The organism is Amycolatopsis rubida, assembly GCF_900115345.1.
Lineage (GTDB): Bacteria > Actinomycetota > Actinomycetes > Mycobacteriales > Pseudonocardiaceae > Amycolatopsis > Amycolatopsis rubida.
In genome coordinates, this window is sequence record NZ_FOWC01000008.1 from 24,854 (window position 1) to 50,411 (window position 25,558).

Here is a 25,558-nt window from a genome sequence, read left to right on the forward strand (position 1 = left end):
TCACCCGAGCGAGGCGCGACCGTGCTTCCAATACCCCTGGAACGCGATCGCTTGCTTCGGCACCCCGCGCTCCCGCGTGAGGAACCGCCGCGCGCCGGTGGCCAGCCCGCTTTCTCCGGCGACCCAGGTGTAGCCCGGCGGATCGGAAAGATCGAGCTGGCCGAGGACGTCGAGCGCGAGCCGCCCGGGCAGCCGGTCGTCCTCGCGGACCAGCCACTGGACCTGGGTGCCGAGCGGCACGTCGACCGCCTGGATGTCGTCGCGCGCCCCGACTTCCAGCAAGACGGTGGCCCGCAGACCAGGCGAGGACTCCAGGATCGCCAGCGCCGCCGGGATCGCGCTCTCGTCGGCGAGAAGAAGCTGCGTGACGCCCGCTGGCGGCAGGTAAGCGATCCCCTCGTCGAGGATCCCGACCTCGTCGCCCGGCCGCGCGTTCTCGGCGAACTTCGAGGCCGGACCGCCGTCGCCGTGCACCGCGAACTCGATGTCGACCTCGCCGGGCCGCGTCGCCCGGATCGTGTAGTTCCGCACCCATGGCCGGGACGCGGCGCTCATGAGCATGTGCTGCGCGAGCCAGCGGGTGCTCGAAGCGGTGGGGAGACGCAGCCCGCGCTGACCCTCGCGCGGGAAGAACAACCGGCACCACTGGTCGAACCCGAGCGGCGTGAAGTCCACGAGATCCTCCCCGCCGGCGGTGAGGGTCACGAAATGCGTGGACGTCCGCTCGGCGCGCAGCACGGACGCCCGGAGCAGCCGCCTGCTGTCGGGCGTGCGGCGCTGGGGGAGGGTCGGCATGATGGATCCCGATGTCATTTAGGTAAGGCTTACCTTAAGAACGTTAGCCGGTGCTGCGCTGGGACGGCAAGGGCCGAAACCACCCTGGTCGCAGCTGTGCATACGCCTTGCCTAGGCGGGCGCGTCCGTTCGAGCGGGCCTTGCCGAGCGCCGCGTTCCTGGGGCGATCACTCTCTGTGTCACTCATGTGGGTGACAGTTGATCGCTCAATAATCCGGCTCGACGTGACACTCTGTGGAGTACTGCGCCTCGGCCCCGGGTGCCGGGGCCGAGGTTTCTCCGTGTGGCGACTGTGCGAATGAACGTGCATCTTCCCGTGTCAGAGCCGGTTCTTAGCAGTTCGCGGACGCGTCAAGAGGTCTGGACAAGTCACGGCCGGAGTGCCCGTCTGGGGTCGAATCGGTGACCGCGAAGAGTAGCGAAAACCGTCACTCGAACCGTTAGGCGACGCTGAGGGACCGTTCACCGCGACACTGCCAGTAGAGCTGGCTGGTGACGCACCGTCTTCGCCAGGATGAGCGCATCCGGGGCCCGCGCCGCACGACAGGCGGGACCCGGACAGCCGTCGGAACCGGTCCGCCGGCCGGAAGGGAAAGGGATGACGACCTCATGACGGTGGTTCCCTGCCTCGCCGACCAGCCGCGCCGAACCGGGCAGCCGCGCCGGACCGGCGAGCCGCCCGCGCCGGAGGAAAGCGCGGTGCTGGTCCTGGAGCCTCAGCCGGAGCCCGCTGGGGAAACGGAGCTGCCCCGCGACCCGCTGGAGAGGCTGGCGCGGCCTGCCGACGCGGCGGCCGAGGATGCCAGCAACGCGGCGAAGGCCAGCGCAGCCGCGGGCGATGCGGCCGAGCCAGGCAACGCGGCGAAACCCGAGATGGTTGCAGGCAGTTCGGCTGAGCCCGCCCAGTCCGGCGACGCGGCGGCCAGCGGCTCGGCGAACGCCCACCTGCCTGCGAGCAGTTCAGCCGAGCCCGCCCGGCGAGGTGGTGTGGCGGCGGGCGACGGGGCGAATCCTGGCGCGGCCGCGAACATCCCGGTGCGGCCGGCCGGGCCGGTCCGCCCCGATCGCGAGCATCCCGCCCGGCGAGGTGGTGTGGTGGCCGGCGACGGGGCCGAACCCGCCCCGGTCGCGAACCCTCCGGTGCGACCGGCCGGACCGCTCCGCCCCGATCCCGAACATCCCGCCCGAGTCCGCGTCGTCGTCGACTGGGATGTCTGCTCCCGCCCGCCCCGCCGGGTAGCGACCCGGGACGAGATGGTCGCCTCCGCGCACCGCGTTCTGGCTCGGCGCAAGCCCGGACGGCACCGCAAGCCCGACACTCGCGATCCCTGGCTGTCGCGCGCCGCGGATTTCGTCGTCGCCTGGGCGTCCACGCTCCGGATGGCGTTGCTTCTCCTCGCCGGGACCGCGTTCCTCACCGGCCTTGTGCTGATGAACAGCCCGATCACGGGCGTCGCGGTGACCTCCGCGACTCTCGCCGCGGGCGTCGCGGCGTGGGCGGCCCGGCCGCGAAAGTCGCCGACGCATCGTTGCTGACCGATGTCGATCCCGCGCCAGGCCGTTCGACGAGAATGTGCCGGCTGGACGAAACCAGCCCCGACCCGAGGAGCGGTCAATGCGTTTCCTGATGATGCACCGGCTCGACGAAAGCGCCCCCGAGGCCTGGAACCCCAGCCCCGAGTTCATGGAGAAAATGGGCGCGTTCATCCAGGACTGGACCGAACGCGGCATCCTGATCACCGCCGAGGGCGTGCACCCGTCGGACAAGGGCGCGATCGTCCGCAAACCCCGCGGCGCGACGCCGGCCGCGACGGACGGGCCGTTCACCGAGGCCAAGGAGGTCATCGGCGGGTTCGCCCTGGTCAACGCCGCGGACCGGGCGCAGGCGGTCGAGTACGCGAGCCAGTACGCGGACCTGTTCGACGAGATCGAGGTCGAGGTCCGGCAGGTCGTGGAGTTCGACGACCTCCCGGACCTGACCGCGAACTAGCCCAGCGCGCCGGGCATCCGGCCGCATTCGCGAGCCAGGTCCTTGTCATTGGTTGACCCGCACCGCGTCTCGGGCGGATCTTCGTTCCGGGGAACGGGGGTCCGGGGAGGCAGCGGTGCGGGTCATGCTCACGGCGACCTTGACAACGATGTCGGCGCTGCTGCCGGTCCAAGCGAAAGCGCCCCAGCCGGCGGCGAACATCGTGATGTGCGACAAATACTGCGACGACCGAGCCGCCGACCAGGCGTCCAGCGACCGGATCGCGGTCACGACAGCGCTCGACGACCGGATCCTCCAGCTCCACTTCGCCGACGGCGACCCGATGGGCTGGGCCGTCGTCGACCACTCGCGCCCCGGCGACCAGGTGCGGCTCGACCGGTCCTTCGACGGCGGCGCGACCTGGGACGGCGGCGCGCGGCTCGGGCTCACCACCGCGCCGTCCGGGGTCGGTGGCTGGCGCACCCGGATGGACAACAACGACGACTGGAACAACCGCGGCGTCGGCGCCCTGCGCGCGTGCGGCAGCGCGGTCGACACCGGCCGGATCGCTTGCACGCCTTGGGCACGCACCCGCTGGAACGCGGCGAACCGCGCGCAAGCGGTGGCGACCGCGATGATGGCGCTCTACGACAACGGCACCGGCTACTTCCGCGACGGCGGCGGCTGGGGCACCGCGGTTTCGCTGGCCGCGGTGATCCGCAACGCCTCGGTCAGCCGGATGGCCAGCTACGACTACGCGATGGCCGCGACGTACGACAAGAACGTCAACGCCGGCCGCGGCCAGTTCCGCGACGAGTTCTCCGACGACACCGGCTGGTGGGCGATGGCGTGGCTCGACGCCTGCGACCGCACCGGCCAGCAGCGCTACCTCGCCACCGCGAAGGCCGGCGCCGACCACATGCAGACCTTCTGGACCGGCGACTGCGGCGGCGGCATCCAGTGGAAAGAAGGCCTGACGTACCAGGCGGCCATCTCCAACAGCCGGTACATCCAGGTCAACGCCGCCCTCGCGGACCGCACCGGCGACGCGACCTGCCGGACCCGGGCGCGGCAGGGCTGGGAGTGGTTCCGCGGCAAGGGGCTCGTCGGGTCCGACGGCCTGGTGGCGGACGGCATCGACGGCACCAGCTGCGCCGCGGTCGGCCAGCGCTACACCTGCAACCAGGGCGTGTTCGTCTCCGGCATCACTGCGCTGGCCAAGGTGACCGGCGACCAGAACCTGATCAGCACGGCCCGTTCGGTGGCCGACTCGACGACACGCACCGGTTCGTTCTTCACCGGCTCAGACGGCATCGTCCACGACCCGGGCGAGGGCGGCAGGTGCACCGACGACGGGTCGTACTTCAAGGCCGGACTCGTCCGCGGTCTGTCCGAACTGGACGCCGCGACACCCGACGCGCCCTACCGGGATTTCCCGACCAGGCAAGCGGATTCCGCGTACGCCCGCTCCCGCAACGACTTCGACCAGTACTCGCGCTCATGTCCTCCAGCGCGAACAAGGGCGCGGGCTGCCAGGCTGCGGGCTCGCCCTGATGAACGCGACGCACTAGCCCGGTTGGTGACCGGCAGCACACCCGTCTCCGCGAGGCCTGTCCGGGTACGGTTGACGGTGCCACGGAATCCTGCGTGGTTCATGCGGACGGGGAAGGGCGATCGTGGAGCTGAAGGTCGGGTACAAGGCGTCGGCGGAACAGTTCGGGCCTCGCGAGCTGGTGGAGTTCGCGGTGCGGGCCGAGGAGCTGGGGCTGGACTCGGTGTGGGTGTCAGACCATTTCCTGCCGTGGCGGCACGAGGGCGGGCACGCGCCGTGGGCGCTGGCGTGGATGCCCGCGGTGGCGGAGCGGACCAGCCGGGTGCTGATCGGGACCAGCGTCTTGACGCCGACGTTCCGGTACAACCCGGCGGTGATCGCGCAGGCGTTCGCGACGATGGCGCTGCTGTCGGGCGACCGGGTGATCCTGGGCGCGGGCACCGGCGAGGCGTTGAACGAGATCGCGGTGTCGGGCCGGGAGTGGCCGGAGTTCAAGGAGCGGTTCGCGCGGCTGCGCGAGTCGGTGCGGCTGATGCGCGAGCTGTGGAGCAAGGACAACGTCGACTTCGAGGGCGACTACTACCAGCTGGTCAACGCGAAGATCTACGATCGGCCGGAGCGTCCGGTGCCGGTGTACATCGCGGCGGGCGGCCCGGTCGTGGCGAAGTACGCGGGCCGGGCGGGCGACGGGATGATCTGCACGTCGGGCAAGGGCATGGAGCTCTACACCGAGAAGCTGATGCCGGCGATGGCCGAGGGCGCGGCCGCGGGGGAGCGGGACGCGTCGAAGGTGGACCGGATGATCGAGATCAAGATGTCGTACGACCGGGACCCGGAGAAGGCGCTGGCGAACACGCGGTTCTGGGCGCCGCTGTCGTTGAGCGCGGAGCAGAAGCACACGGTGTCCTCGGCGGAGGAGATGGAGCGGCTGGCCGACGAGCTGCCGATCGAGCAGGTCGCGAAGCGGTGGATCGTGGCGTCGGACCCGGACGAGGCGCTCGCGCAGATCAAGCCGTATCTCGACGCGGGCCTGAACCATCTGGTCTTCCACGGCCCCGGCCACGACCAGGAGCGTTACCTCGGCCAGTTCGCCGAGGACGTGCTGCCGCGGCTGCGCGCGCTGTCCTGACCGCGATGCTCGGGGAACCCCCGTCCGGCTTCGGCCGGGCGGGGGTTTTCAGTCTTCGCTGGGGAAAAGGATCGGGCTGAGCAGGTATCGCGTGCGTCCTGGAGCGGGAGCGTTGGCGAGCGCGGGCGCGATGGCTTGGCGCATGCCGTCGATCATCGCGAGCAGTTCGTCGCGGTCCAGCCAGACGGCGTGCTGCCGGTAGCCGACGAGATCCTCGACCGGATCCGCCTCATCCCGGCTCAGGTAGGCGTCGAACTCGGCGACCAGTGCGGCGGTCGCGGCGGCGAATCCGCGCCGGTGGTCGTCCGGAGTCAGCCGGGCGATCGCGGTCTGATCGATCGACGCGCGTTCCTTGCGCAGCCGGTAGGTCCGTTCGACCGCGCCGCGCACGCGCTGTTCGCCGGCCACTTCGAGGACGCCGCCGCCGGCGAGGAGGTCGACGTGCCGGTAGACCGTCGCCTTCGAAACGTCCGGGAGCAGCGCGCCCAGTTGCGCGGTGGTGAGCATCCGGTCGCCGCGCAGCGCGTGCACGATCCGCAGCCGTACCGGATGTCCCAGCAGAGTCAACACGTCCACTCCTGAATAGTCTCATACAGTGCTATCATTCGCATGTATTGAGAACAATGCGAGCTGTCGCCGGGCAGGTGAGGGACGGCCGGTTTCGCGAGGTGGAGACGCGGTTCTCGCCGGGGTCGCGGGCGGCGGTGCCCGGCGTGGTGCTGGAAACGGCGTGGAATGCGCAGCTCGGCGAGCACGGTCCGGTGACTGCGCTCGGCGAACCGGTCGCCGAGCCGGCGGGCCCGGAGCTGACGCGGGTTCAGGTGCCGGTCGTCTGCGCGCGGGGCGGATTCCTCGTGATGCTGTCGGTCGACTCGACGGGAGAACCGTCGCGGGGCTTCGGTTCGCGTCCGCTGTGGGATGGACCGAACCGTCCTATGCGGACGAATCGGCGCTCGTTGAGCAGGATGTCGTTCTTTCCGCGGAACCCCATTCGGCACCGGGGACGCTGACCGTGCCGCGAGGGGAGGGGCCGTGGCCGGGCGTGGTCGTGCTCAGCGGAGGCGGAATCTTCGACCGCGACGAGACGGCCGGGCCGAACAAGCCGCTCAAGGATCTCGCGCGGGACCTGGCTTCTCGCGGCGTCGCGGCGCTGCGCTTCGGCAAGGTGACCTACGCCCGTCCCGAGCTGGCGGCCGCGCCTGGCTTCACGATGTCGGCGGAGTACGTGCCGCATGCCGTCGCGGCCGTTCGTCTTCTGCGGGCCCAGGGCAGCGTCGATGCTTCGCGGGTGTTCGTGGCCGGGCACAGCATGGGCGGGAGGGCCGCGCCGCTCGTGGCGGCTGCCGAGCCCTCGGTCGCGGGGCTGGTTCTGCTGGCGGCCGACGCCGAGCCGACGCACCGCGCCGCGGTCCGGGTGGTCCGGCGTCTCGCTGCCTTGGACGCCGGGATCGAGGCGCTCGCCGAGCCGATCGCCCGCCAGGCCGGTGCGGTCGCGGATCCGGCGGTGTCGCCGTCGGCGCCGGGGGAGGGATTGCTGTTCGGCTATCCCGGGTCGTACTGGCTGGAGTTGCGCGAGTACGACCGCGGCGGCGCTGGAGGCTCCGACGTTGGTGCTGCAGGGCGGCCGGGACTATCAGGTCACCGTCGAGGACGATCTCGCCCGGTGGCGGGCCGGGCTGCCGGATGCCGCGGTCTGGAGCTATCCGGCGGACGACCACCTGTTCTTTCCCGGCGCCGGTCCCTCCACTCCGGACAGTTACCGGGAACCGCAGCACGTCGACGCGACGGTGGTGGCCGATCTCGCGGACTGGCTGGCGCGGCAGTGACCGAGGTCCGCTCCAGGCGTGCGGACCTCGATCGCTGTCATTGCCGCCTGAACCGCCTTCGGCGGGCCGCCACCAGGAAGCCCGTGCCTCCGGCGAGAAGCGCCCCGCCGAGGATCAGCAGCATCGGCAGGAGCGGAATCCCGGTCGAGGCCAGCGAATCCGTGTCCGTCGCGCCCGCGGGCGGAGAGGCCACCGGGGGAGCCGGGTTCGGGTTCGGCACCGGAGGCGCGGACGACGGGGGCGGGCCAGGCGGCAACGGAAGGTGGACCCCGGCGTCGATGGTGTGGTCGACCCCGCCCGCCTCGGCGGGAGCGGTCACCGGCGCGTAGCCGTTGCAGAGCCGTCCGGACTTCGGCGGCACGACGTTCGAATCGTGTGCCCGGTCCGGTCCGGCGGTCGGGAGCGTGAACCGCAGGTCGGTGGCCGGCGGCGTGCCCGGCACGGTGTCCGTCGCCGCGGTGCAGACGTCGAATTGCACGGTGTACTTCTCGCCCGGCTTCAGCTGGTACTCCGCGCCGACGCCGCCGAAGTAGTACTCGCCCGCCTTGCCGGTCTCGGTGCTGGCGACCTTCTTGCCGCCGGCGTCGAGCAGCGTGACCGTCGCCTTCGCGAGCGGGACCTCGTCCGTGCGGTTCGGGTCCTGGACGCCGTTGTGGTCGCCGTCGAACCACACGAGGTTGCCGATCTGGATCGGCGCGTTCGCCGCCTGGTAGGCGATGTCGCCGAGCCCGCCCGCCTTGCCGAAGCTGTTCGCCGGGCCGACGAACGCGTACCCGTGCTTCGGATTGTCCTGTCCCGGCCCGATGCCGGTGCCGACGTCGTAGTAGCCGACGCCGTCGGAGCTGACGTGCTGTGCCGGGTCGAGTTCGGTGCTGATCACCCATTGCTGCTGCGGGAGGTAGGCGACCGAACCCTGTGCGGCCTCCTGGTGCACGCCGGTGCCGGATCGGCTCGGATCGTAGAAGTCGCCGGGGAAGTACTCGACGACGCCGGGCGATTCGTGGCCGTTCGTCTCGGGCCTGCCGTGGTTGGGGCAGGAGCCGGTGCCTTCCCAGTCGTACCCGCCGCCGGGCGCCGCGCAGGCCATGGTGATGTCGCCGCCGGACATGCCGGTCGCGACTCCGTCGTGCCCCGGCCGCGGGTCGATGCCGGAGCCGAAGACGTCCATGAACCGGTCGCGGAAGCCGAGGACCATCGAGCCGTCGCGGGTGAAGGCCAGGCTCGCCAGTTCCGGCTGCGGGTTGATCCCGGGGCCCTTCCTGATGAACTTGTCCCACGAGGAGAACGAGGTGTCCCAGGGGTTCCAGTGGTCCATGCTGTCGTCCGGGTCCGGGACTGTGATGACGTAGCCGCGCCGGTAGTCGAGGCCGTGCGTGAGCACAGGGGTGAATTTCGCGCCGTCGTAGGTGTAGACCACGGCCTTCAGATCCTCGCGCCGCTTCGTGCTTTCCGCCGAGCAGACGCCGCCGACATACAGTTTCGCGTCGTGCGCGGCGACCGCGAACGGCCGCCAGTCGCCGGGCACGGCACAACCGGGATCCGGGACGGGGACGGTCCTGCCCGGCTTCGCGGTGGCTCCGGTCGCGTCGAAACTGAGCAGGTTCCGGGTCGCGAGGCTCACCGCGTACAGCGTTTTGCCGTCCTCGGCGAGCGCGATCCCGCCGAGGCTTTCCTTCCCGGGGACGTCCACGAAATGCTCGTCCTTGCGCATGTCCACCGCGCCGTGCGCGGTGACCTCGGCGTCCGGCACGTTCGCGAACAGCTTGGGCGCGCCGCCGCCGAGCGGCGTGGTGTAAATCGCGCCGCCGCCTTCGGGGCCGTAGGCGGTGAAGCGTTTCGCGAACGCCGCCTGGAAAACGCGGTCGCGGTATTTGTCGTACGCCAGTCCCCACGTGGTGCCGACTTGGGCCTGGGTGTTCAGCGCGGCCGGGCAGGCGGAGTCGGCCGGGCAGGTGCCGCGCAGGCCGCGGTCGAAAGCGACCAGCGCGCGGCTGTTCGGATCGGGCGCGCTGCCGTCGCTGTTCACCGCCGGGTTTTGCACCGGAACGTAATAGCGGGCGTCGGGCGGGGTGTGGTCGGCCGGGTTCCAGACGCCGGTGATGACCGAAACGTCTTTGCCCTCCCGCAGATCCACGAACGTCGTGAAACTGTCGAAGTGGTTTTTCTCCGTCGACGCGGGCGCGGCCCGCAGATACGCGCGATACGGCTCCGGAACGGACACGTCGACGCGGTACCGGCCGCCGGCGAGCGGGGCGGCCGGGTCCGCCACGACCTTGCCTGCCGCGTCGGTGCGGCCGCGCACCTGATGTCCGGCCGGGTCGGTGACCAGCACGGACATCCCCGGCTGCGGGGTGTCCATGGCGGCGTTGACGATGCCGGTGCCGAAGAAATCGCGGAGCACCTGGACGGTCAATGTGCCGTCCCCGGCGGCAGCGGCGGAGCCGGAGGTCACCGTCATCGCACTGCCGCCCAGCACTAAGGCGGCGGCCGTGCGGGCCAGCCTGAATCTGCCGCTCGTTCTTCTGCCGCCTCGGGTCATGACTGCGGGATCTCCGTTCTCTGCGCGGAATATTCGCGCGGCGTGCCGCAAAGCTGTAACAGTGAAGCAGAAAACGGTCTGTCCGGGTACGGTGCCGGGACAAACGGACCGGGTGAATCGAAAATCCTGCTACGGTCACTCGCTGTGCTTGGAAAACGGATCGTGCGCCGGTGGACGGTCCTCGCCGCGGCAGTGGCAGTCGCGCTCGGCGCAGGAATATTCTGGTATGCCGCCGCGGGCGCCGCGGATTCCGGCCCGCGCGCGGTCACCGCGGACGAGGCGAGCCGGCTCGCGATCGCGCGATTCCGCAATTACCGGAAACAGGCTCGTGCGGTGACGGTCAGCGTCCCCGGCGCGGCGGGCGAACTCGTGCTCACCGGTGCGGTCGATTACCGCGCCGAGGCCGGCTACGGGGTACTGAAAGGCCAGGGGCGCACCGGCTCCGGCAATGGCCTGCTCCGGTGGACCGCCAGCCGGATCGAACTCCGGCCGCTGTCGGCCGTCCCGGATTCCCCGCCGGGGAAACCGCCCGCGGACGGCTGGTTCGGCCGCCCGCTCGATCCGGCCGCGGGCGCGCTCGACCGCGCATTGGCCATTCTTCTCGGACTCGGCAGCGACCGGCCGGACAACGCGCAATTGCTGCCGCAGAACGGTGCCGAATGGGTAGCGGCCGATCAGGTGAACGGGCATCCGGTCGACGTCTTCACCGGCCCGGATTCGCGGGACCGTCCCGGCAGCGCGGGACAAGTCCGGTACTGGCTCGACGCGGACGGCGTCATGTACCGGGTGCGGGCCGTGATCCCGGGTGAAACGAATCCGGTCGTTGTTTCTTTCGACACCCACGAATTCACTGCGGTGCCGTCTGCTCGGTGATGTTTCCTTAGAGTCAGGGACCGGAATGAGGTTTCTCGGTGGCGGAGAGCGTCGGCTGACGAGACGGGCCGCAGGACCTCGGCATCGCGCGTCGGGCCTTCGGCGGTGGCGAAATCCCTGCGGGCGCGGTGGCGAAATCCTTCCCGGTCGATGAGCGCGGGTGCGGAGAAAGTCACGCGTGCCGCGCATCGCGGTGGCGAGGTCTCGCACAACAGCAACTGGGAAGCCTCATGCGGTTCGAGCCTGGGCTCGCCCGGAAGCCGCGCTGCCGCTGGCGAGTTTCGCTGTCCTTAAGCAGCGGCCACGGACGCGCGGTCTGCCAGCAGCGACGCCGCCGGAGCCTGGATCTTCGCGACGTCCGGGAACTCCGGCCCGGCCGGGACGACCGTAGGCCCGGCCGTCCGCGCGTCCGGAAACTGCGGCTGCGACGGCGGCTCCGCGACCTCGGTAAACGGAATTCCCGCGGGCGGTCTCGCTCTCGTCCACATTCCCGAGGGCGAGGCGGCGGCCGCGGGACAAGCGGCAGTAGTCGGCAGTCCCTCCGGAATCGTGTGCGGCATCCCGGAATCAAGGCAGTTTCCGCTGCCCTTGGTCGCGCCGGGGAACGTCCAGCCGACGTCGATGCCGTTCGCCGCGAAGACGTCGCCGACGATCCGGTTGCCCGTCGGCGGCACGCCCTGGGTCGCGGTGAGGACGAGCCCGGCGTTCGCGTTACCGGCGATCCGGTTGCGCAGCACCTGGTTGCCGCTGCCGCCGTCGATGCCGATCCCGATGCCCCAGCCGCCGTCGGCCTGCTCCGGCGTGGCCGCCTGCGCGTTGGCCGCGACGAGATTGCCCGCGAGCACGGAATCCCGCTGCGGCAGCAGCTTCTCCTGGTGATCGGAGTTGGCGGTGGCCCCGACCCGGTTGCCGCTGAACCGGTTCCCGACGACGTACATCTCGCCGCTGGCGTTCGTGCCCTCGAACCCGACCGCGTTGAGCTCCGCGACGTTGCCCCGCACGACCGTCCGGCACGGTTTGCATTGGCCGACATAGATTCCGGAATCAGCGCCGCCGGACGTGTACGACTGCTCGATCACTCCGTTCTGTGCGGAGAACGCATAGATTCCGTAGAGACCGTTGCGGGTGGCGGTGACGTGCGAGACCAGGAACGAACTGAGGAAGCGGATCGGCTCGTCGCCGGTGTCGTAGCCGCCGCCGTGCCCCGGCAGCCCGTCGGCGGCTTTGACCGAACCGGTCACGAGCACGCCGTTCTGCGTGTGATTCCGGACAGTCAGGTTCTCGACGGCGACACCCGGCGCGGACACGACGACGCCGTTGTCCCGCTTCACCTGCCCGTCGACGACCACTTTCTCCCGCACTTCGCCGCGCAGCGTGACCCGCGGCGTCGTGATCTTCACCGTTTCGTGGTACTCGCCCGGCGCGACGAGCACGAGATCTCCCGGCTGCGCCAGGGAAACAGCGGCGGAAATGGTCGGCGCGTCGACGGGAACGCGGATGGTCACGTCCGTTCCGTCCGGACGGTGCCCCTCGGCGGAGGAAGAACCACAACCGCTGACCAGTGCGGCGGACAGCCCGAGGATCGCCGCCATGGCGGGAAAACGCATGCGCCCAGTCTGGCATGAGCGCCGGATTCCGTTCGCGGGGCCAGGACACCGTGACGAAGGCGAGGTAACCGCCCAAGCACCGCGCCTCTGCCGGGGGAAACAACCGTGGTGGAGTGATTGTCCGGCCGGGTCGGCGGTCGCGCGCTCGGCTGGGTGCTGCGCGGCCGGACGCACGGGGGGTGCCGCCTGCCAGAGGCGAGTTCACCGGGCGCTGGGGCGGCGATGGGGCGGCAGCGTGCCCGCGTGCCCGGCGCCGTGGAGGTGCGTGGTTCCCCTCACGTGCGGCTCAGTCGCGCCCGGGGGGTCGCTGTGGCGAGGCCTGCGAGGCGGAGCATCGGCTGCGCTGAGGGGACCGGCGTTTCGTCGATGCTGCCCTCGCCAGCGGGGCCGTTCTTTGTGGACAGTCGGTCTCCAGGCGAAATCGCCGGAGCGGCTTCGGGCACCACCGCCGATCGAACACTCGTTTCGCCGAGCCGAATTCGCCTGCGGTGCCGGAATCTGTCACGCTGCCCGTCGTGAATTCCGCTGAGCGCCGCCCTTCCCGTCGCGCTGTTCTCGGGGCGGCCGTGACCGCCGGACTCGCCGCCGGTTGCCACGCGGCTCCCGCGCCCGACGCCGAAAACCGGCCCGGCCCGATCCTGTCCACCGGTGTGCATCAAGCCGGGATCATGACGCCGCAGCAACCGCAATCGCATCTATTGGTCGTCGTCGCGGATGTTTCCGTTGCGCCAGGCCCGCTTCTCGCCGGATTGGGCCGTCGCATTCTGGCCGTGACCGCGGGGAAGGACGCGCGTCTGCTGGGCTTGCCCGCGGGCGACCTGACCGTGACGGCCGGCGTCGGGCCGAGGCTGGTCCAGACCGCGGATCCGCACCTGCCCGGTGCGAAAGACCTCCCTCCGGCCGCCCGTGAGGCGATCGCTCCGGCTTGCCGCGGCGGGGATCTGCTGCTTCAGATCTGCGCCGGCGACCCGCTGCTCCCGCCGATCGTCGCGGCCGCCCTCCTGGCGACGCGGGGCGTGCGCGAACGCTGGCGGCAGTCCGGCGCGCGCGGACCGCATATCGCGGTCTCGGACGGGCAGACCGCGCCACGGAACGTTTTGGGGTTTGTCGACGGGATCGTCGGCCCGCGGGCTCCGGTCGAGCAGCAGCGCGATCTGTGGCTTGCCGGTCCGGCTCCGGTGGCGGGCGGCACGATCGCGGTCGTCCGGCGGATGGTTCTGGACGTGGCGCGGTTCGCCGCGTTGCCGGTAGCCGAGCAGGAGGCTGTCTTCGGCCGCCGAAGGGACACCGGGGTTCCGCTGTCGGGCGGGGTCATCGGCGACGGGCCGGAGCTGGGCGCGAAAACCCCGGACGGCCGCTACCTCGTCCCGGCCGGCGCCCATGTCCGGCGGGCTCACGCGAACGTCGTGGGCGCGGGACTCATGCTGCGCCGCAGTTACAGCATGGACGCGCCGGCTCCCGGCCTGCTCTTCGTGAGCTTCCAGAACGATCTGCACACGTTCACCGCCACGCTGGCGAGCATGGAGACCGCGGACGCGCTGCTGCCGTTCACGACCACCACCGCGAGCGGGACCTTCCTGGTCCTTCCCGGCTTCGACGAGCAGCGGCCGCTGGGCTCGACTTTGTTTCCGTCATGAGCGCGGGACGCGGAAAAGCCCTGCCTCTCCGAAGAGAAGCAGGGCTTCCGGCAACGCTGGTGCGCGATACTGGGATTGAACCAGTGACCTCTTCCGTGTCAGGGAAGCGCTCTCCCGCTGAGCTAATCGCGCGAGGTGGAGACGGGATTCGAACCCGTGTACACGGCTTTGCAGGCCGTTGCCTCGCCTCTCGGCCACTCCACCGCATGGGGCTTGAGCCCTCCGAGCGGACGACGGGATTCGAACCCGCGACCCTCACCTTGGCAAGGTGATGCGCTACCAGCTGCGCTACGTCCGCACTACCGTGGCTTCGCGGCGGCACCGGCACTCTCGCGATTCCGGCTCGCACCCCGTCGCCGTGGTGTGAAGAAACCATATCCGACCCCGGCGACCGGCGCGGCACCGGGGGGTTGTTGGCCCGCTCGCGGGCCGGTGATCAGGCCAGATCATTCGGGATCAGGTGGGTGAGCGCGTCGTCGACGTCGACCCACAGGTGCTCGTTGCCCGGCAGCACGACGTCGTACGTGCGGTCCAGGAAATCGGCCAGCTCCTGCGCGGAGGCCTCGAACATGGCGTGCCCGGACGGCGAGTTCAGCTCGATCAGGACCGACTCCGGGTCCTCCACCGAAGGCCGGATGCGGACGTCCCCGTCGCCCGCGTCGGCGAGGAGGCCGTCGGCGAGCAGGTCGCGCGCGTAGACCCATTCGACCCAGCCCGCCCGCCCGGTGCGGAAGGCGGCGACGACGGCGTAGGGGTCGCGGGTGTCGTAGCGCAGCTCCACCTTCACCGGAACCGCCGGGGTCCGCGGCGCCAGCAGGTCGAAGACCGCCGTCGAGCGGAGCGTCACGTGATCGTTGCGCATCGTCCTACCCTTCGTCTCCCTTCCCGGCCCGGACGACCGAGGACAACGGTGAGACGCACCAGGGGCCCGGATCCGTCGCGAGTGCGCTTGAGATCACCCGTTCGAGACCGTCTGCCCCGAGGTCCGTCCGGTCCGTCGCCGTCCGTGCCGCGCAGCCTTCAGCGGGCGCCCGGTGGGGAGCCGCCAGTACATCTTGCGCGGTTCGGCCGCTGTGCGATAGCACCGTCGCACGGATGTCGCGGAGGGCCGCACGCGCCCCCGTCCGGGCAGGGCCTTGGTTAGCTCGGGGTTGTTCGGACGGTATTCGCTGGCAGACGCGCTGTAGTCGAATCAAACCACCCGTTTGCAGGCCCCCGAAAGTCGTGGGGTAGGCTGGTTCCGCACCGCGAGCGGGCGATTAGCTCAGCGGGAGAGCGCTTCGTTCACACCGAAGAGGTCACTGGTTCGATCCCAGTATCGCCCACAGCACCACTGCGACGGCCTGCCGGCGAACTTCGCGGCAGGCCGTTTCTCGTAGCGGGGGAGTACGCGGCCGGAGGCGACGGCGGTGCGCGAACGAGCCGGCAAGCGGACTCCGATCGACTCCGGGCCTCCGGGCCCGGTCGGATCGGGCAACGGACGAGCTTCTTCGCGAAAGCGAATTCCGTGCCCGGGTTAACGGCGCACGCGAGGTCGACGCCGGGGCCGAGGCATCAGCGACACGACGAGGATGCCCTCGGCCCCGGCGTCGACCCGGCCGGCTCCTGGCCCGTCCGTGGGCAGCTCAAGGACCAGCGCGCCGCGAAATTCCGGCCGGGGCACCGGAAATCCGCGCCGTCCCGGCCCGCGCGACCAGGCGGCGCACCGGGTCGTCCGGCCTCCCTCCCGGTCAGCCCGCGCCGTCGGCCTGCACCGCGACCGGCACGGTCACCGGATCGCCGCAGCGCACCTGGCCGGGACGGAGCACCGCGGCATACGTCCCGAACATGGCTGCGGTCTCGCGGATGATCGAGCGCAGCACCTCGCGGTCCTTGGGAAGGCCGCGCTGCGGCTGCGACACCATGACGCACCGTTGGCAGAGGCCGGTCACTTCGAGGACGGCCTGGCCGATCCGCAGCTCGTCGCCCACCGCGCCCTCGCCGGACCGGGCGGCCGGGACGGCGGCGGGGTCAGCGGCGGGGTCAGCGGCGGGGCCCGGCGCGAGCACGATGTTCGGCCGGAACCGGCGCAGGTCCCAGTCGCCGCCGGGGTGCCAGCTCTTCGCCGCCCGCAGCGAGTCCCGGCTCAGCAGGTGCACCGGGGAATCGTCGACGAAGCCCCAGGCAGGCAGGTCGAAGGTGGCCAGCTCGGCGGACCCGTCCGGATCGCCCTGGTACTCCTCGACCGCGACCGCGCGACCGACGGGGCGTTCCAGCCGCACCGGCTGGCCCAGCCAGCGGCTGAGGACCGCCTCCGCGTCCGGGTCGTCGGTGCGGACGGCCGGCCCGCCCGGCAACGCGATCTCCGCCTCCCCGCCGAGCCAGCGCGCCGTGGCGTCGAGCAGCTGCGGAACGCGTTTGGCGGTCAGCACCCGGCCGGTGGCGACGGCGACGACGGCGAACGCGCGGTCGCCCGCCACCCCGTGGCCGAGCACGAGTTCGGGGACCTGCTCCCCGCCCATCGACTTCACCGGATAACGCCACAACTCCGCTACCGCCGGCGCGTTCACAGGTCCAGCACCAGGTTCGCGGCGGGCCGCGAGATGCAGAGCAGGACGCTGCCCTCGCCGGGGTCCACCTCCGGTCGCACGTGATAGCTCACGGTGCCGCGCTTCAGCACGCTGCTGCAGGTGCCGCACACCCCGCCCCGGCACAGCGACGCGGTGTCGATGTCGTTCTTCTCGGCGAAGGCCAGCAGCGAATCGCACCCGTCGTCCCAGACCGCCTCCAGGCCGGAGAGCTCGAACCGCACCCGCAGCTCGGTGATGAGCGGCAGCGCGTCGATGCTGTCCAAGGCCCGCACGGTCGGGCGCACCATGGGAATCGACTTCCGCTCGGGGTCCAGCATCGCCAGCCGCTCGGCGGGCAGCGGCGCGGGGTCCATCTGCACGAATCCGTGCCGGGCGAACCAGCCTTTGGTCGTCTTGGTGAACACGACCGCGGTGGGGAAGCCTTCCGACTCCAGCACGATCAGCATGCTGGCCAGCAGGAAGCCGCCGATGCCGAGGCTCTGCCAGCGTCCGTCGACCACGACGTTGAAGATCTCGGCCCGCCCGGCGAAGCGGCGGATCCCGGCGCACGCCACCACTTTCCGGTCGATCTCGACGACGTAGAACTCCTCGGCGTCGGTGTCGAACAGCTCCAGGTCGCGCGCGATCAGGCCGCCGGTGGCCACGAACGGTTTCGACAGCTCGTACATCGCGAAGGCGTCGCCGCGCTCGGCGTTGCGGAACGCGGCGTCGATGATCTCGTCCCCGCCCTGGCTCACGATGACCTCGAACCGCGCTCGTTTCCTCTCGTCTGACACGGTGTCCCCTCAGAGGTAGGACGTGAGTTCGCCCGCACGGCGCACGTCGGCGCTGCAGCAGTGGAATCCGCCGCCGAAGGTGCGGCCGTGGCGGTAGGGCACCGGAATCGCGGTGAAGCCCGCGGACTCCAGCAGCTTCGCGAGCCCCTTTTGCGCCTGCGGCACGATGACCGTGTCCTGGTCGACGGACAGGATGTTCATGCCGATCCAGGTGGAGGCGCGCGGCCACCCGAAGCCGAAACCGTCGTCCTGCGGGTCGTCGAACCACAGGGTTTTCCAGCCGCGCAACGGTTCCGGGATCCGGTCGGAGTCCAGCCGCCCGGCGTTCGCCAGCAGCACGCCGGGCTTGAGCACGTGCAGCGTCGTGCCGACGTGGTCGGAGCTGATCGCGATCTCGTGCACGCGGTAGCCGGGCCCCAGCGCCCGGGCCAGCCAGGCCGCGCCGAGGCGGTTGCCGGTGTTGCTCACGTTGAAGAACAGGTCGCTGCCGCACCGGATGATGTTGGCCGCGTCGAACAGCGGCTCCAGTTCGGCGAGCACCGGGGTGCCCGCCTCGTCGTACTGGTAGGTCTCGTCGAGCAGCTGCGGCCTGGGCGCGGCGAGCCAGCGCGCCCCGCCGTCGAAGTACTCGCGCAGCAGCTTGCGGTAGGGGAAGGTCTCGGCGTACCTGGCCCGCATCGCCATCGGCGCCTCGATCACGGTGTCGCCGACGACCAGCAGGCAGTCCCGCGGCATCAGGGCGTGATTGGCGGTGCTCTTCCATTCCAGGACGCCGATCGGCCTGCTGTGGTCGGCCCGCTCCGGCCGGCGCACGCGCACTCCCAGGTCCTCCAGGGTGCCGGCCAGCACCTGCAAGTCCTCCTCGGTTTCCTCGACGACCCTGGCCAGGGTGCCGGCGGAGACCGCCTCGGATTCGGCGCCGAGCGGCGGTTCGAAGAAGTGCTTCAGGGAATTGTCGATCGGCGGGAAGCTGAATCCCTCGGCGCTGCCGACGACGATCTCCTCAAGCTTGTCGAAGTCGTTGAACGAACGGACTGCGCTCATTGCGTGTTCCTCTCTTGTGCGGCACGGCTGAGGGCCAGCCCGAAGGGCTGATCGACCGACATCAGTTCGACGTAGTTCACGTTCACGTGCGCCGGCGTCTCGCACGCCCAGAGGACGGTGTCCGCGACGTCGTCGGGGGTCAGCGGGCTGATGCCCTCGTACAGGGCGTCCGCCTTGGCCTGGTCGCCCCCGAAGCGCACGAGGGCGAACTCCGAGCGCACCATCCCCGGCGCGACGCAGGTGACCCGGATGCCCGAGCCCTGGACGTCCGCCCGGAGGTTCGCCGACAGGTGGTGGACGAAGGCCTTGGAAGCCGCGTAGACGTTGCCGCCGTAGAACGCGTACTCGGCGGCCAGCGACCCGATGTTGACCACGTGTCCCGCCCCGGCTTCGCGCATGCCGGGCAGCGCGGCGCGCGTGCAGGCGAGCAGACCCGCGATGTTCGTGTCGAGCATCGTCTGCCAGGCGTCGGGATCCCCGTCGTCGAGCGGTCCGAGGCCGAGGGACAGCCCGGCGTTGTTGACCAGCACGTCGATCCCGTCCAGCGCGGCGAAGGCCTGTTCGACCGCGGGCCGGTCGCGTACGTCCACGGCCAGCGCGCGCACCCGGTCGGAGCCGAAATCGCCGGCCAGGCCGGCGAAGCGGTCGGTCCGGCGGGCGAGCAGCGCCACCCGGCGGCCCTTTTTCAGGAACCGCTCGGCGACGGCCCGGCCGATGCCGGCCGAGGCTCCCGTGATCACGATCCAGCCGTCGGTCATCGCGCGTCCTTTCGTTCGGGGCCGCCGGTGCGCGGCCGGAAGGGGCAGGTCCAGTCCGCCGAGATCGCGCGGCCGGAGTACTGCCCGGCTTCGGACCGCTCGCCGAAGTCCGAGAGATTGGGGTTGATCGATCCCTGGAGCGCCATTTCCCGCGTCCGCACCTCGTTCCGGATGCGTCCGTAGATCCCGCGCTCGCGCAGCCGCTCGAACTGCACGTGCGAGTTGAAGACGAGCGTGGGATGGCTGAACTGACGGGTGATGCGCGACGAATTCGCGTGCAATCCGACGACGAAGAAGGCTTGTTCGGCGATGCTGAACGCGAAGCGGTCGGACGCCGGGTCGGGATCGGCGAAATCCGCCCAGGCGAAACGGCCGGCGTCCCGGTCGTGCAGCCCTTGCAGCTGGTGCCACACCAGCGTTTCGAATCCGGTCTCGTCGAGGCCGAAAGGTCCTTCGAAGGTGGCGATGAACGTCGCGAGCAACTCGTGGATGTCGTCGCGGCGCAGCGCGAAATCAGTGACCGCCCCGGACAGTTCGCCGGTTGTCTCCGGCGTGCCCATCGGCCCGAAATGGCGGTGCACCACGCTTTCGCGCAGCCACGCCGTTTTCGCCGCCACGCAGGAGAACGTGTCGCCAAGGAGTTTCACTCCGAGCGCCGCGCCGATCTCCTCGGGATTGCTTCCCCCGGTTGTCATGGTGTTGTCACTCCCCGGTCCGTCTGATGCGGTCGCGCAGGGCACTGGCCGACGGATTTCCCGTGCTCGCGCTGGCAGGACTTCGGATGCTGGGTATCGGAGGCGGAACGGTCATCCGGCCGGTCAGCCGCCCCCGTACACGAGATCGGCGACCGGGACCTCGGCGAGCGCGGCGCGGTCGACCTTTCCCGGCCGGTTGAGCGGCAGTTCGTCCAGCCACACGTAGAACCGCGGGACCATGTGGCCGGGCAGCCGTTCGCGCAGCCGCCGCGCCAGCTCCTCGTCGGCGGACGGCGTGCCCGCCAGGAAGGCGACGACGGCCGTGCCGCCCGGAGCGTCCTCGCGCACCAGCATCACGGCGTCGGCGACGCCGGGGCACTGGAGCAGGGCGTGCTCCACCTCGCCGGTCTCCACCCGGAAACCGTTGATCTTCACCTGGTCGTCGATCCGGCCGTGGAAAACGAGATCCCCGTCCGGCTGCCGGACGACCCGGTCCCCGGTCGCGTACATCCGCTCGCCGGGGGCGGGGGAGTACGGGTCGGGCAGGAACGCCCGCGCCGTCCGGGCGGGCAGGCCGAGGTATCCCCGGGCGAGCGCCGGGCCGGCGAGGAACAGCTGGCCGACCTCGCCGGCCGGGACCTGGCGCAGTTCCTCGTCGAGCACGTAGGTGCGCACGTTCCGGATCGCCTTGCCGATCGGCGCCCGTTGCGGCGTCGAGGAAAGGCACCGGTACCAGGTGACGGCGACCGAGGCTTCGGTAGGGCCGTAACAGTTCTGCACGACCATCGAGCCCGCGGCGTCCGCGAGGCCGCGGCCGTCCAGCTGCGAACTCCCGGCCGCGACGAGCCGCACCCCGGCTTTGGCCAGGCGCGGGAGGAGGGATTCGCCGTACGGTCCGACCATGGCCGCCGGGATGTCCAGCACCGTGGCGCCGAGCGTGCGGGCTTCGTGCACGATCCGGGTCGCCGGCAGCTCGCCCTGTCTCGGGACCGCGACGGCGGCTCCGCAGCACAGGGCCATCAGGCAGTCCTGCATCGTGATGTCGACAGTGGCCGGGGACGTCCACAGGACGGCGTCGTCCGGGCGGATCAGGTCCAGGTCGTCGCGGCTGGCCAGAATGAGGTTGACGATGCCTTCGTGCGGGACGCCCACCACTTTCGGGCGGCCGGTCGAGCCGGACGTCGTGATCGCGTACGCCAGGTCCTGCGGCGCCGGGGCGGGCAGGCCCTCGCCCGTCTCGGGTTCGTCCTGGAGCGTGGGGTCGTCGAGCAGCTGCACGCCCGGGAGCCGGTCGTCGGGGGAGAGGGCCAGCGTCAGCTCGCACCCGACGTCCCGGAGCACCTCCCGGTTGCGGGCGGGCGGATCGTCGGGGTCCAGCGGCAGGCATCCCGCGCCGGACCGCATCGTCGCCACGATGCCGATCAAGGCGGCGGCGCCACGCGGGATCGGCATCCCGACGATTGTGTCCGGGCCCGCTCCGAGGCGGCTGAGCCGATGCGCCAGCCGGGCCGTTTCGCGGCCGAACTCGGCGTAGGTCCACGAACGTGCGGCGGTCCGCACGGCCGTGGCGTCCGGGCGGGTCCGGACCTGGTGCTCGAACAGTTCGCACACCGTCCGGGGACCGGGCAGGTCCGCTCGGGTCTGACGGGAATCGTCCATGGCGCGCTAACTCCTCGGTGCGGTTTCCGCCGCCGCGGCCCGGCGAAGGCTCAGCGGCCGCAGGTCGGTCCAGATCTCGTCGATGAGGGCGAGACAGTCCTCTGCGGACCCGGTCCGGCCCTCGGCCCGCCAGCCGGCCGGAAGATCCCGCCCGGACGGCCAGATCGAGTACTGCTCCTCGTCGTTGACCACGACGCGGAACTCGCGCTGCGTGTCGTCGAACATGCGGTGCCTGCTCTCCTTGTCCGTCAGTGGTCTGTCAGTCCTTGCCGAGCACCCATGCGACGGCTTCGGGAAGCGCTGCTTCCCAAGCGGCATAGGTGTGGCCTCCGTCGCCGTATTCGTCGCGGACGGCGTGGCCCTGTCCGCTCAGCTCTGCGGCGACCTTCTTGGTCGCCTCCAGCAGGCTGAGCCCGTCGTCGAGCTCGATGCCGGCTTCCTCCTGGCCGGCGGCGAGGAAGAGCCGGGCCGGACGGGAGGCGCCGCCGTCCGGGCGGGGAGTGAGTTCGTAATCGGTGAAGGGGCCCGAAATGCCGACGGCGCCGTCGAAACAGTCCGGCCGGCGCAGGGCGGCCCGGACGGCGGCGATGGCGCCGAGACTCGCGCCGAGCGCGGTGACCCGTTCTCCCCGCCACCGATCGCCGAGCCAGTCGCGCAGGCGCGGCACCAGATCGTCGGCGAGCACGTCGACGTACGCGTCGTCGAGCAGTTCCGCCCGGCGGCCCGACCAGTCGGCGGAGCTCAGGAAAATCGCCGCGGTCGGCGGGATGCGCCCGGCGAGGGCGAGCCGGTCGAGGATCGCCGGGAACCGCATGACGTCCACGAATTCCGAGCCGTCGAGCACCACCAGGGCTCGGGTCACCGGGGCGGCCGGATCCGCCGCGGACACGAACAGGTCCACCCGGCGGCTCCCGCCGAGGGCTTGGTGGTGCCAGGTCTGCCGTTCCAGCCGATGTTCTCGCGAAGCGGCGCCGAGATCGGGCGCGCTCTCGCCCGACAACGCCCGCGCGTACGACGCGGGCGTGCGGTGGTCGAGCATGAGCCGGAGCGAGACCTCGCGCCCGAGCAGCTGCCGGATCGCCGCGGTCGCTCTGGGCACGAGCAAGGAATGGCCGCCGTGCTCGAAAAAGTCGCCCGCGGCGGGCACCGGGTGGCCGAGCACTGCCGACCAAGCCTCCGCGATCCGGGCTTCAAGACCGGTCTCGGGTGGCGCTGCCTCGGCGGGGCCGGACGGTCCCAGCGGGATCGCGGCGAGTGCGGCCCGGTCGGTCTTGTTGTTGGCGGTCAACGGAATTCGGGGGACCTCGACGATGTGGTCGGGAACCATGTACGCGGGCAAGGACTCGCGGAGCTGTCGGCGCAGTGCGTCCCGGTCGACCTCGCCGGAGGCCACGACGTAGGCCGCCAGGCACGGACCGGTCTCCCGTTCCGCGCGCAGCACGATCGCCGAGGAGACGCCGGGACTGCGCAGCAGCGCGTGCTCGATCTCGCTCGTCTCGATCCGGAAACCGCGGATCTTCACCTGGCGGTCCGTGCGCCCGAGGAAGTCGATCTCGCCGTCGGCCAGGTACCGGCCCGCGTCCCCGGTGCGGTACATGCGCGATCCCGGCGGCCCGTGCGGATCGGGGACGAACTTCTCGGCGGTCAGCCCCGGACGGCCGAGGTAGCCGCGCGCGAGCCCGTCGCCTGCCAGGCAGATCTCGCCCGGCATCCCGACCGGGCAGTGGCCGAGGTTCCGGTCGAGGACGTAGGCCCGGGTGTGCGGGACGGCGTGGCCGACGGGCACCCGGCCGGTCCCGGGGCGACCCTCGAACACGGTGGCCAGCACGGTGCTTTCGGTCGGCCCGTACGAGGCGGTCACCCGGCAGCCGGGAAGCAGGTCGAGGGCCGCGGCGAAGCTCTTCGGGTTGACGACGTCCCCGCCGACGACGAGCTGGCGCACTCCGGCCAGCGTCTGGATTCCGCGCTCCACCAGGAGATCGAGCTGCGGGGAGACCAGTTTCAGGGTCGTGACGCCGTGGTCGCGCACGAGCGCTTCGAGGTCCTCCTGCAGCGTTCCGGTGTCCGCCACCACGACGCACCCGCCGTTCGCCAGCGCGGTCCACTCGAGCACGGCGACGTCGAAGGTCAGCGGACCGGCTTGGAGGAACGTCGTGCCGGGGCCGGTCTCGAGGTAGCGCGGGGCTCCCGCGACCAGCCTGCTCAGCCCTCGGTGGGGGATCGCGACCGATTTGGGCGTCCCGGTGGAACCCGACGTGGAAATCAGGTAAGCCAGGTTGGCCGGCCGCGCGGCCAGGGGGAGATCCCCGGTCTCGGCGCCGGTCAGATCGGGTGTGCCGCGGCCGAATTCGAGCACTGGCCCGGTGTCCGCCGGAAGCGCGGTGTGCAACGACGGGCTGACCACCGTGAGGACCGCGCCGGAGTCCTCCAGCAGGAAACGCAGCCGCTCGGCGGGAAAACCCGGGTCCAGCGGCAGATAAGCGCCGCCGCACTTGGCGATCGCGAGCAGAACCACGTAGCGCTCGACGCTGTGCTCAAGGCACACGCCGACGATCCGCTCCGGCCCGGCGCCGAGGGTGCTCAGGTGCCGGGCCAGCTGGTTCGCCCGCTCGTTCAGCTCCCGGTAGGAGAGCGTTCCGTCGGCTCCGGTCACCGCGGGGGCCTCGCCCCGGGAAGCGGCCTGTGCCTGGAAAAGCTCGACGACGGTGGCTTCCGGGGCGGGGCTCGGGTCGTTGCGGCTGTGCAGGAGCTGGAGTTCCCGCGCCGAAACCAGGGCGAAGTCGCGCAGCGGGCGCTCGGGTTCGGCCACCGCCTGCTCGATCAGCCGGACGTACCGGGCGGTCATCGCCTCGATCGGGGCCCGGTCGAACAAGTCCTGGCGGTACAGGAAGGTGACCTCGATGCCGCCGTCGGCAGGCAGCGTGGTGACCGAGAGGTCGAACCGGGCGGTCGTGGGCAATTCGGGACGCCACAGGGAAAGCGCGCCGTCCGACTCCGTCAGGTCCACCCGGTCGCCCGCGTGGTTCAGCACCGCGTCGAACACCGGGTTGCGCTGGGACCGCGCCCCGTCTCCCGCCGCGCCCGCGATCTGCTCGAAGGGCGCGTCCTGGTGCGCGTCCGCGGCCATCCACGCGTCGCGGGCGCGGACGATGAGGTCGCGGAAGGTCAGGTCCGGCCCGTCCAGCCGGATCCGGACCGGCACCGTGTTGATGAAGAATCCGACCAGATCCTGCAGATCGGGATGCGGACGGTCGGAGACGATCGCGCCGAGGACGACGTCGTCCGAACCGGTGTAGGCGCTCATCGTCGCCGCGAGCGCGGCCAGCACCACGATGAACGGGGTGGCGCGGGCTCGCCAGGCCAGGTCCGCCAGCGCGGAGGCGGTCTCCTCGGACAGGCGGGCGACGACGGTGTCGCCCGCCCCGTCCGCGGCCGCCGGACGCGGCCGGTCCAGCGGAAGCTCCGGCCGTTCGTGGCCGGCCAAGGCGTCCCGCCACCAGCCGAGCAGCTGCGCGAGCCGCTCCTCGGTGCGGAATTTCCGTTGCCAGGCGGCGTAATCGCCGTACTGGACCGGCAGTTCCGGCAGCCGCGCGGGCCGGTCCTCCACCGCGGCCGCGTACAGCTCGGCCAGGTCGCGCGACAGCACGTCCATCGACGCGCGGTCGGTGACGATGTGGTGCATGACCATGCACAGCCGCGGGCCGTCGTCGAATTCGGCGGCGATCACCCGGAACAGCGGCGGCCGCGCGAGGTCGAACGGCCGGGCGGCGGCGTCGTCGAGAGCCGCGCGCCAGTCCCGGCCCGCCCAGTCGACCGGGACGGCGACCTCGTCGAGGACCTCCAGGACGACCGTTCCGTCCGGACGCGGGGCGAACCTCGTCCGGAGCAGCTCGTGCCTGCGGACGAGCCCGGCGAGGGCCGAGCCGAGCGCCGCGGGCTCCAGGCACTGGGGGAACTTCCAGCCCTCCAGGATGTGGTACTGCCCGTTCGCGGAATCCAGCTGGTGGACCCACCAGAGCCGCTCCTGTCCCGCGGCGGGCGGGCGCCCGCCCGCCGCGGGCTCGCGGACCAGCGGGAACGGATTCGCCGGCCGCCGCTCTCGTCGAGGCATGATGACGCTGGGCTCCTC

21 protein-coding genes, 4 tRNA genes and 1 pseudogene are annotated in these 25,558 nt (G+C 71.2%); 9 read left to right on the top strand and 17 right to left on the bottom strand.

Going from position 1 to position 25,558, the window contains the following annotated elements; translation table 11 throughout:
• On the bottom strand, nt 1-795 hold the full coding sequence (locus BM362_RS27590) for a siderophore-interacting protein (RefSeq protein ID WP_067580085.1): 795 nt from the start codon (nt 793-795) through the stop codon (nt 1-3).
• A gap of 609 nt (nt 796-1,404) precedes the next feature.
• On the opposite strand from BM362_RS27590, the gene BM362_RS27595 reads away from it, so the two are divergent.
• Both BM362_RS27595 and BM362_RS27600 read left to right on the top strand, forming a co-directional pair.
• Complete coding sequence (locus BM362_RS27595; RefSeq protein WP_093575130.1) at nt 1,405-2,331, top strand: hypothetical protein; 927 nt, start codon at nt 1,405-1,407, stop codon at nt 2,329-2,331.
• Between the two features lie 79 nt (nt 2,332-2,410).
• Nucleotides 2,411-2,785 (top strand): YciI family protein, encoded by a 375-nt coding sequence (locus BM362_RS27600; protein ID WP_093575131.1) that lies wholly within the window; start codon nt 2,411-2,413, stop codon nt 2,783-2,785.
• Between the two features lie 45 nt (nt 2,786-2,830).
• Here the strand turns inward: BM362_RS27600 and BM362_RS49340 are convergent, their stop codons facing one another.
• Nucleotides 2,831-3,355 carry a hypothetical protein gene (locus tag BM362_RS49340; protein WP_244287304.1) on the bottom strand — a complete coding sequence of 175 codons (525 nt, stop codon included), beginning with the start codon at nt 3,353-3,355 and terminating at the stop codon, nt 2,831-2,833.
• A 46-nt stretch (nt 3,356-3,401) separates the two neighbouring features.
• Here BM362_RS49340 and BM362_RS50695 point away from each other — a divergent pair.
• Both BM362_RS50695 and fgd read left to right on the top strand, forming a co-directional pair.
• Nucleotides 3,402-4,172: pseudogene (locus BM362_RS50695) on the top strand (glycoside hydrolase family 76 protein); the annotation flags it as partial.
• A gap of 268 nt (nt 4,173-4,440) precedes the next feature.
• Nucleotides 4,441-5,445 carry a glucose-6-phosphate dehydrogenase (coenzyme-F420) gene (gene fgd, locus BM362_RS27610; RefSeq protein WP_067580074.1) on the top strand — a complete coding sequence of 335 codons (1,005 nt, stop codon included), beginning with the start codon at nt 4,441-4,443 and terminating at the stop codon, nt 5,443-5,445.
• 48 nt (nt 5,446-5,493) lie between these two features.
• Here fgd and BM362_RS27615 read toward each other — a convergent pair whose 3' ends face one another.
• Entirely contained in the window at nt 5,494-6,021 is a 528-nt protein-coding gene (locus BM362_RS27615; protein ID WP_067580072.1) for a helix-turn-helix domain-containing protein, read from the bottom strand.
• 47 nt (nt 6,022-6,068) lie between these two features.
• On the opposite strand from BM362_RS27615, the gene BM362_RS49350 reads away from it, so the two are divergent.
• Nucleotides 6,069-6,455 carry a hypothetical protein gene (locus BM362_RS49350; RefSeq protein ID WP_244287306.1) on the top strand — a complete coding sequence of 129 codons (387 nt, stop codon included), beginning with the start codon at nt 6,069-6,071 and terminating at the stop codon, nt 6,453-6,455.
• Nucleotides 6,456-7,052: 597 nt separating this feature from the next.
• On the top strand, nt 7,053-7,271 hold the full coding sequence (locus BM362_RS49355) for a hypothetical protein (protein ID WP_244287307.1): 219 nt from the start codon (nt 7,053-7,055) through the stop codon (nt 7,269-7,271).
• 37 nt (nt 7,272-7,308) lie between these two features.
• Here the strand turns inward: BM362_RS49355 and BM362_RS27625 are convergent, their stop codons facing one another.
• The gene (locus BM362_RS27625) at nt 7,309-9,729 is read right to left on the bottom strand and encodes an SdrD B-like domain-containing protein (protein ID WP_093575329.1); all 2,421 of its coding nucleotides are present in this window, start codon (nt 9,727-9,729) and stop codon (nt 7,309-7,311) included.
• A 225-nt stretch (nt 9,730-9,954) separates the two neighbouring features.
• Between BM362_RS27625 and BM362_RS27630 the strand changes: the two genes are divergently transcribed.
• On the top strand, nt 9,955-10,683 hold the full coding sequence (locus BM362_RS27630; RefSeq protein WP_244287308.1) for a hypothetical protein: 729 nt from the start codon (nt 9,955-9,957) through the stop codon (nt 10,681-10,683).
• Between the two features lie 290 nt (nt 10,684-10,973).
• Here BM362_RS27630 and BM362_RS27635 read toward each other — a convergent pair whose 3' ends face one another.
• Nucleotides 10,974-12,290, bottom strand: a complete 1,317-nt coding sequence (locus tag BM362_RS27635; protein WP_093575132.1) for a right-handed parallel beta-helix repeat-containing protein — start codon at nt 12,288-12,290, stop codon at nt 10,974-10,976.
• A gap of 566 nt (nt 12,291-12,856) precedes the next feature.
• Between BM362_RS27635 and BM362_RS27640 the strand changes: the two genes are divergently transcribed.
• Nucleotides 12,857-13,927, top strand: a complete 1,071-nt coding sequence (locus BM362_RS27640) for a Dyp-type peroxidase (RefSeq protein WP_244287309.1) — start codon at nt 12,857-12,859, stop codon at nt 13,925-13,927.
• 57 nt (nt 13,928-13,984) lie between these two features.
• Here BM362_RS27640 and BM362_RS27645 read toward each other — a convergent pair.
• The 4 genes from BM362_RS27645 to BM362_RS27660 all read right to left on the bottom strand — a co-directional run bounded on the left by BM362_RS27645 (nt 13,985) and on the right by BM362_RS27660 (nt 14,789).
• A tRNA-Val gene (locus tag BM362_RS27645) sits at nt 13,985-14,059 on the bottom strand.
• 1 nt (nt 14,060) lies between these two features.
• A tRNA-Cys gene (locus BM362_RS27650) sits at nt 14,061-14,131 on the bottom strand.
• 21 nt (nt 14,132-14,152) lie between these two features.
• Nucleotides 14,153-14,225: transfer RNA gene (locus tag BM362_RS27655), tRNA-Gly, on the bottom strand.
• Nucleotides 14,226-14,363: 138 nt separating this feature from the next.
• The gene (locus tag BM362_RS27660; RefSeq protein ID WP_005159130.1) at nt 14,364-14,789 is read right to left on the bottom strand and encodes an SsgA family sporulation/cell division regulator; all 426 of its coding nucleotides are present in this window, start codon (nt 14,787-14,789) and stop codon (nt 14,364-14,366) included.
• Between the two features lie 391 nt (nt 14,790-15,180).
• Between BM362_RS27660 and BM362_RS27665 the strand changes: the two genes are divergently transcribed.
• Nucleotides 15,181-15,252, top strand: a tRNA-Val gene (locus BM362_RS27665).
• A gap of 405 nt (nt 15,253-15,657) precedes the next feature.
• On the opposite strand, the gene BM362_RS27670 is transcribed toward BM362_RS27665, so the two are convergent.
• The 8 genes from BM362_RS27670 to BM362_RS27705 all read right to left on the bottom strand — a co-directional run bounded on the left by BM362_RS27670 (nt 15,658) and on the right by BM362_RS27705 (nt 25,540).
• Nucleotides 15,658-16,476 carry an MOSC domain-containing protein gene (locus BM362_RS27670; protein ID WP_093575133.1) on the bottom strand — a complete coding sequence of 273 codons (819 nt, stop codon included), beginning with the start codon at nt 16,474-16,476 and terminating at the stop codon, nt 15,658-15,660.
• Nucleotides 16,473-17,273, bottom strand: coding sequence for a GNAT family N-acetyltransferase (locus BM362_RS27675; protein WP_143132496.1), 801 nt, complete (start codon nt 17,271-17,273; stop codon nt 16,473-16,475). The genes BM362_RS27670 and BM362_RS27675 overlap by 4 nt, the downstream gene beginning before the upstream one ends.
• A 9-nt stretch (nt 17,274-17,282) precedes the next feature.
• Nucleotides 17,283-18,317: a hypothetical protein gene (locus tag BM362_RS27680; RefSeq protein WP_067580063.1), complete on the bottom strand. Its 1,035-nt coding sequence runs from the start codon at nt 18,315-18,317 to the stop codon at nt 17,283-17,285.
• On the bottom strand, nt 18,314-19,075 hold the full coding sequence (locus tag BM362_RS27685; protein WP_067580061.1) for an SDR family NAD(P)-dependent oxidoreductase: 762 nt from the start codon (nt 19,073-19,075) through the stop codon (nt 18,314-18,316). Before BM362_RS27685 ends, BM362_RS27680 begins: the two co-directional genes overlap by 4 nt.
• A complete protein-coding gene (gntA, locus tag BM362_RS27690; RefSeq protein ID WP_093575134.1) occupies nt 19,072-19,770 on the bottom strand; it encodes a guanitoxin biosynthesis heme-dependent pre-guanitoxin N-hydroxylase GntA in 699 nt (232 codons plus the stop codon). Before gntA ends, BM362_RS27685 begins: the two co-directional genes overlap by 4 nt.
• Before the next feature lie 123 nt (nt 19,771-19,893).
• The gene (locus tag BM362_RS27695) at nt 19,894-21,429 is read right to left on the bottom strand and encodes an amino acid adenylation domain-containing protein (protein WP_067580059.1); all 1,536 of its coding nucleotides are present in this window, start codon (nt 21,427-21,429) and stop codon (nt 19,894-19,896) included.
• 6 nt (nt 21,430-21,435) lie between these two features.
• Nucleotides 21,436-21,654 carry an MbtH family protein gene (locus tag BM362_RS27700; RefSeq protein ID WP_067580057.1) on the bottom strand — a complete coding sequence of 73 codons (219 nt, stop codon included), beginning with the start codon at nt 21,652-21,654 and terminating at the stop codon, nt 21,436-21,438.
• A 34-nt stretch (nt 21,655-21,688) separates the two neighbouring features.
• Nucleotides 21,689-25,540 carry a non-ribosomal peptide synthetase gene (locus tag BM362_RS27705; RefSeq protein ID WP_093575135.1) on the bottom strand — a complete coding sequence of 1,284 codons (3,852 nt, stop codon included), beginning with the start codon at nt 25,538-25,540 and terminating at the stop codon, nt 21,689-21,691.
• Between the last annotated feature and the right edge of the window lie 18 nt (nt 25,541-25,558).

Excerpts from the sequence above, each read along its gene's own strand:
- BM362_RS27590 (WP_067580085.1), bottom strand. The coding sequence starts at position 795 with ATGCCGACCCTCCCCCAGCGCCGCACGCCCGACAGCAGGCGGCTGCTC.
- BM362_RS27595 (WP_093575130.1), top strand. The coding sequence starts at position 1,405 with ATGACGGTGGTTCCCTGCCTCGCCGACCAGCCGCGCCGAACCGGGCAG.
- BM362_RS27600 (WP_093575131.1), top strand. The coding sequence starts at position 2,411 with ATGCGTTTCCTGATGATGCACCGGCTCGACGAAAGCGCCCCCGAGGCC.
- BM362_RS49350 (WP_244287306.1), top strand. The coding sequence starts at position 6,069 with ATGCGAGCTGTCGCCGGGCAGGTGAGGGACGGCCGGTTTCGCGAGGTG.
- BM362_RS27625 (WP_093575329.1), bottom strand. The coding sequence starts at position 9,729 with ATGACGGTGACCTCCGGCTCCGCCGCTGCCGCCGGGGACGGCACATTG.
- BM362_RS27635 (WP_093575132.1), bottom strand. The coding sequence starts at position 12,290 with ATGCGTTTTCCCGCCATGGCGGCGATCCTCGGGCTGTCCGCCGCACTG.
- BM362_RS27660 (WP_005159130.1), bottom strand. The coding sequence starts at position 14,789 with ATGCGCAACGATCACGTGACGCTCCGCTCGACGGCGGTCTTCGACCTG.
- BM362_RS27680 (WP_067580063.1), bottom strand. The coding sequence starts at position 18,317 with ATGAGCGCAGTCCGTTCGTTCAACGACTTCGACAAGCTTGAGGAGATC.
- BM362_RS27685 (WP_067580061.1), bottom strand. The coding sequence starts at position 19,075 with ATGACCGACGGCTGGATCGTGATCACGGGAGCCTCGGCCGGCATCGGC.
- gntA (WP_093575134.1), bottom strand. The coding sequence starts at position 19,770 with ATGACAACCGGGGGAAGCAATCCCGAGGAGATCGGCGCGGCGCTCGGA.
- BM362_RS27695 (WP_067580059.1), bottom strand. The coding sequence starts at position 21,429 with ATGGACGATTCCCGTCAGACCCGAGCGGACCTGCCCGGTCCCCGGACG.
- BM362_RS27700 (WP_067580057.1), bottom strand. The coding sequence starts at position 21,654 with ATGTTCGACGACACGCAGCGCGAGTTCCGCGTCGTGGTCAACGACGAG.
- BM362_RS27705 (WP_093575135.1), bottom strand. The coding sequence starts at position 25,540 with ATGCCTCGACGAGAGCGGCGGCCGGCGAATCCGTTCCCGCTGGTCCGC.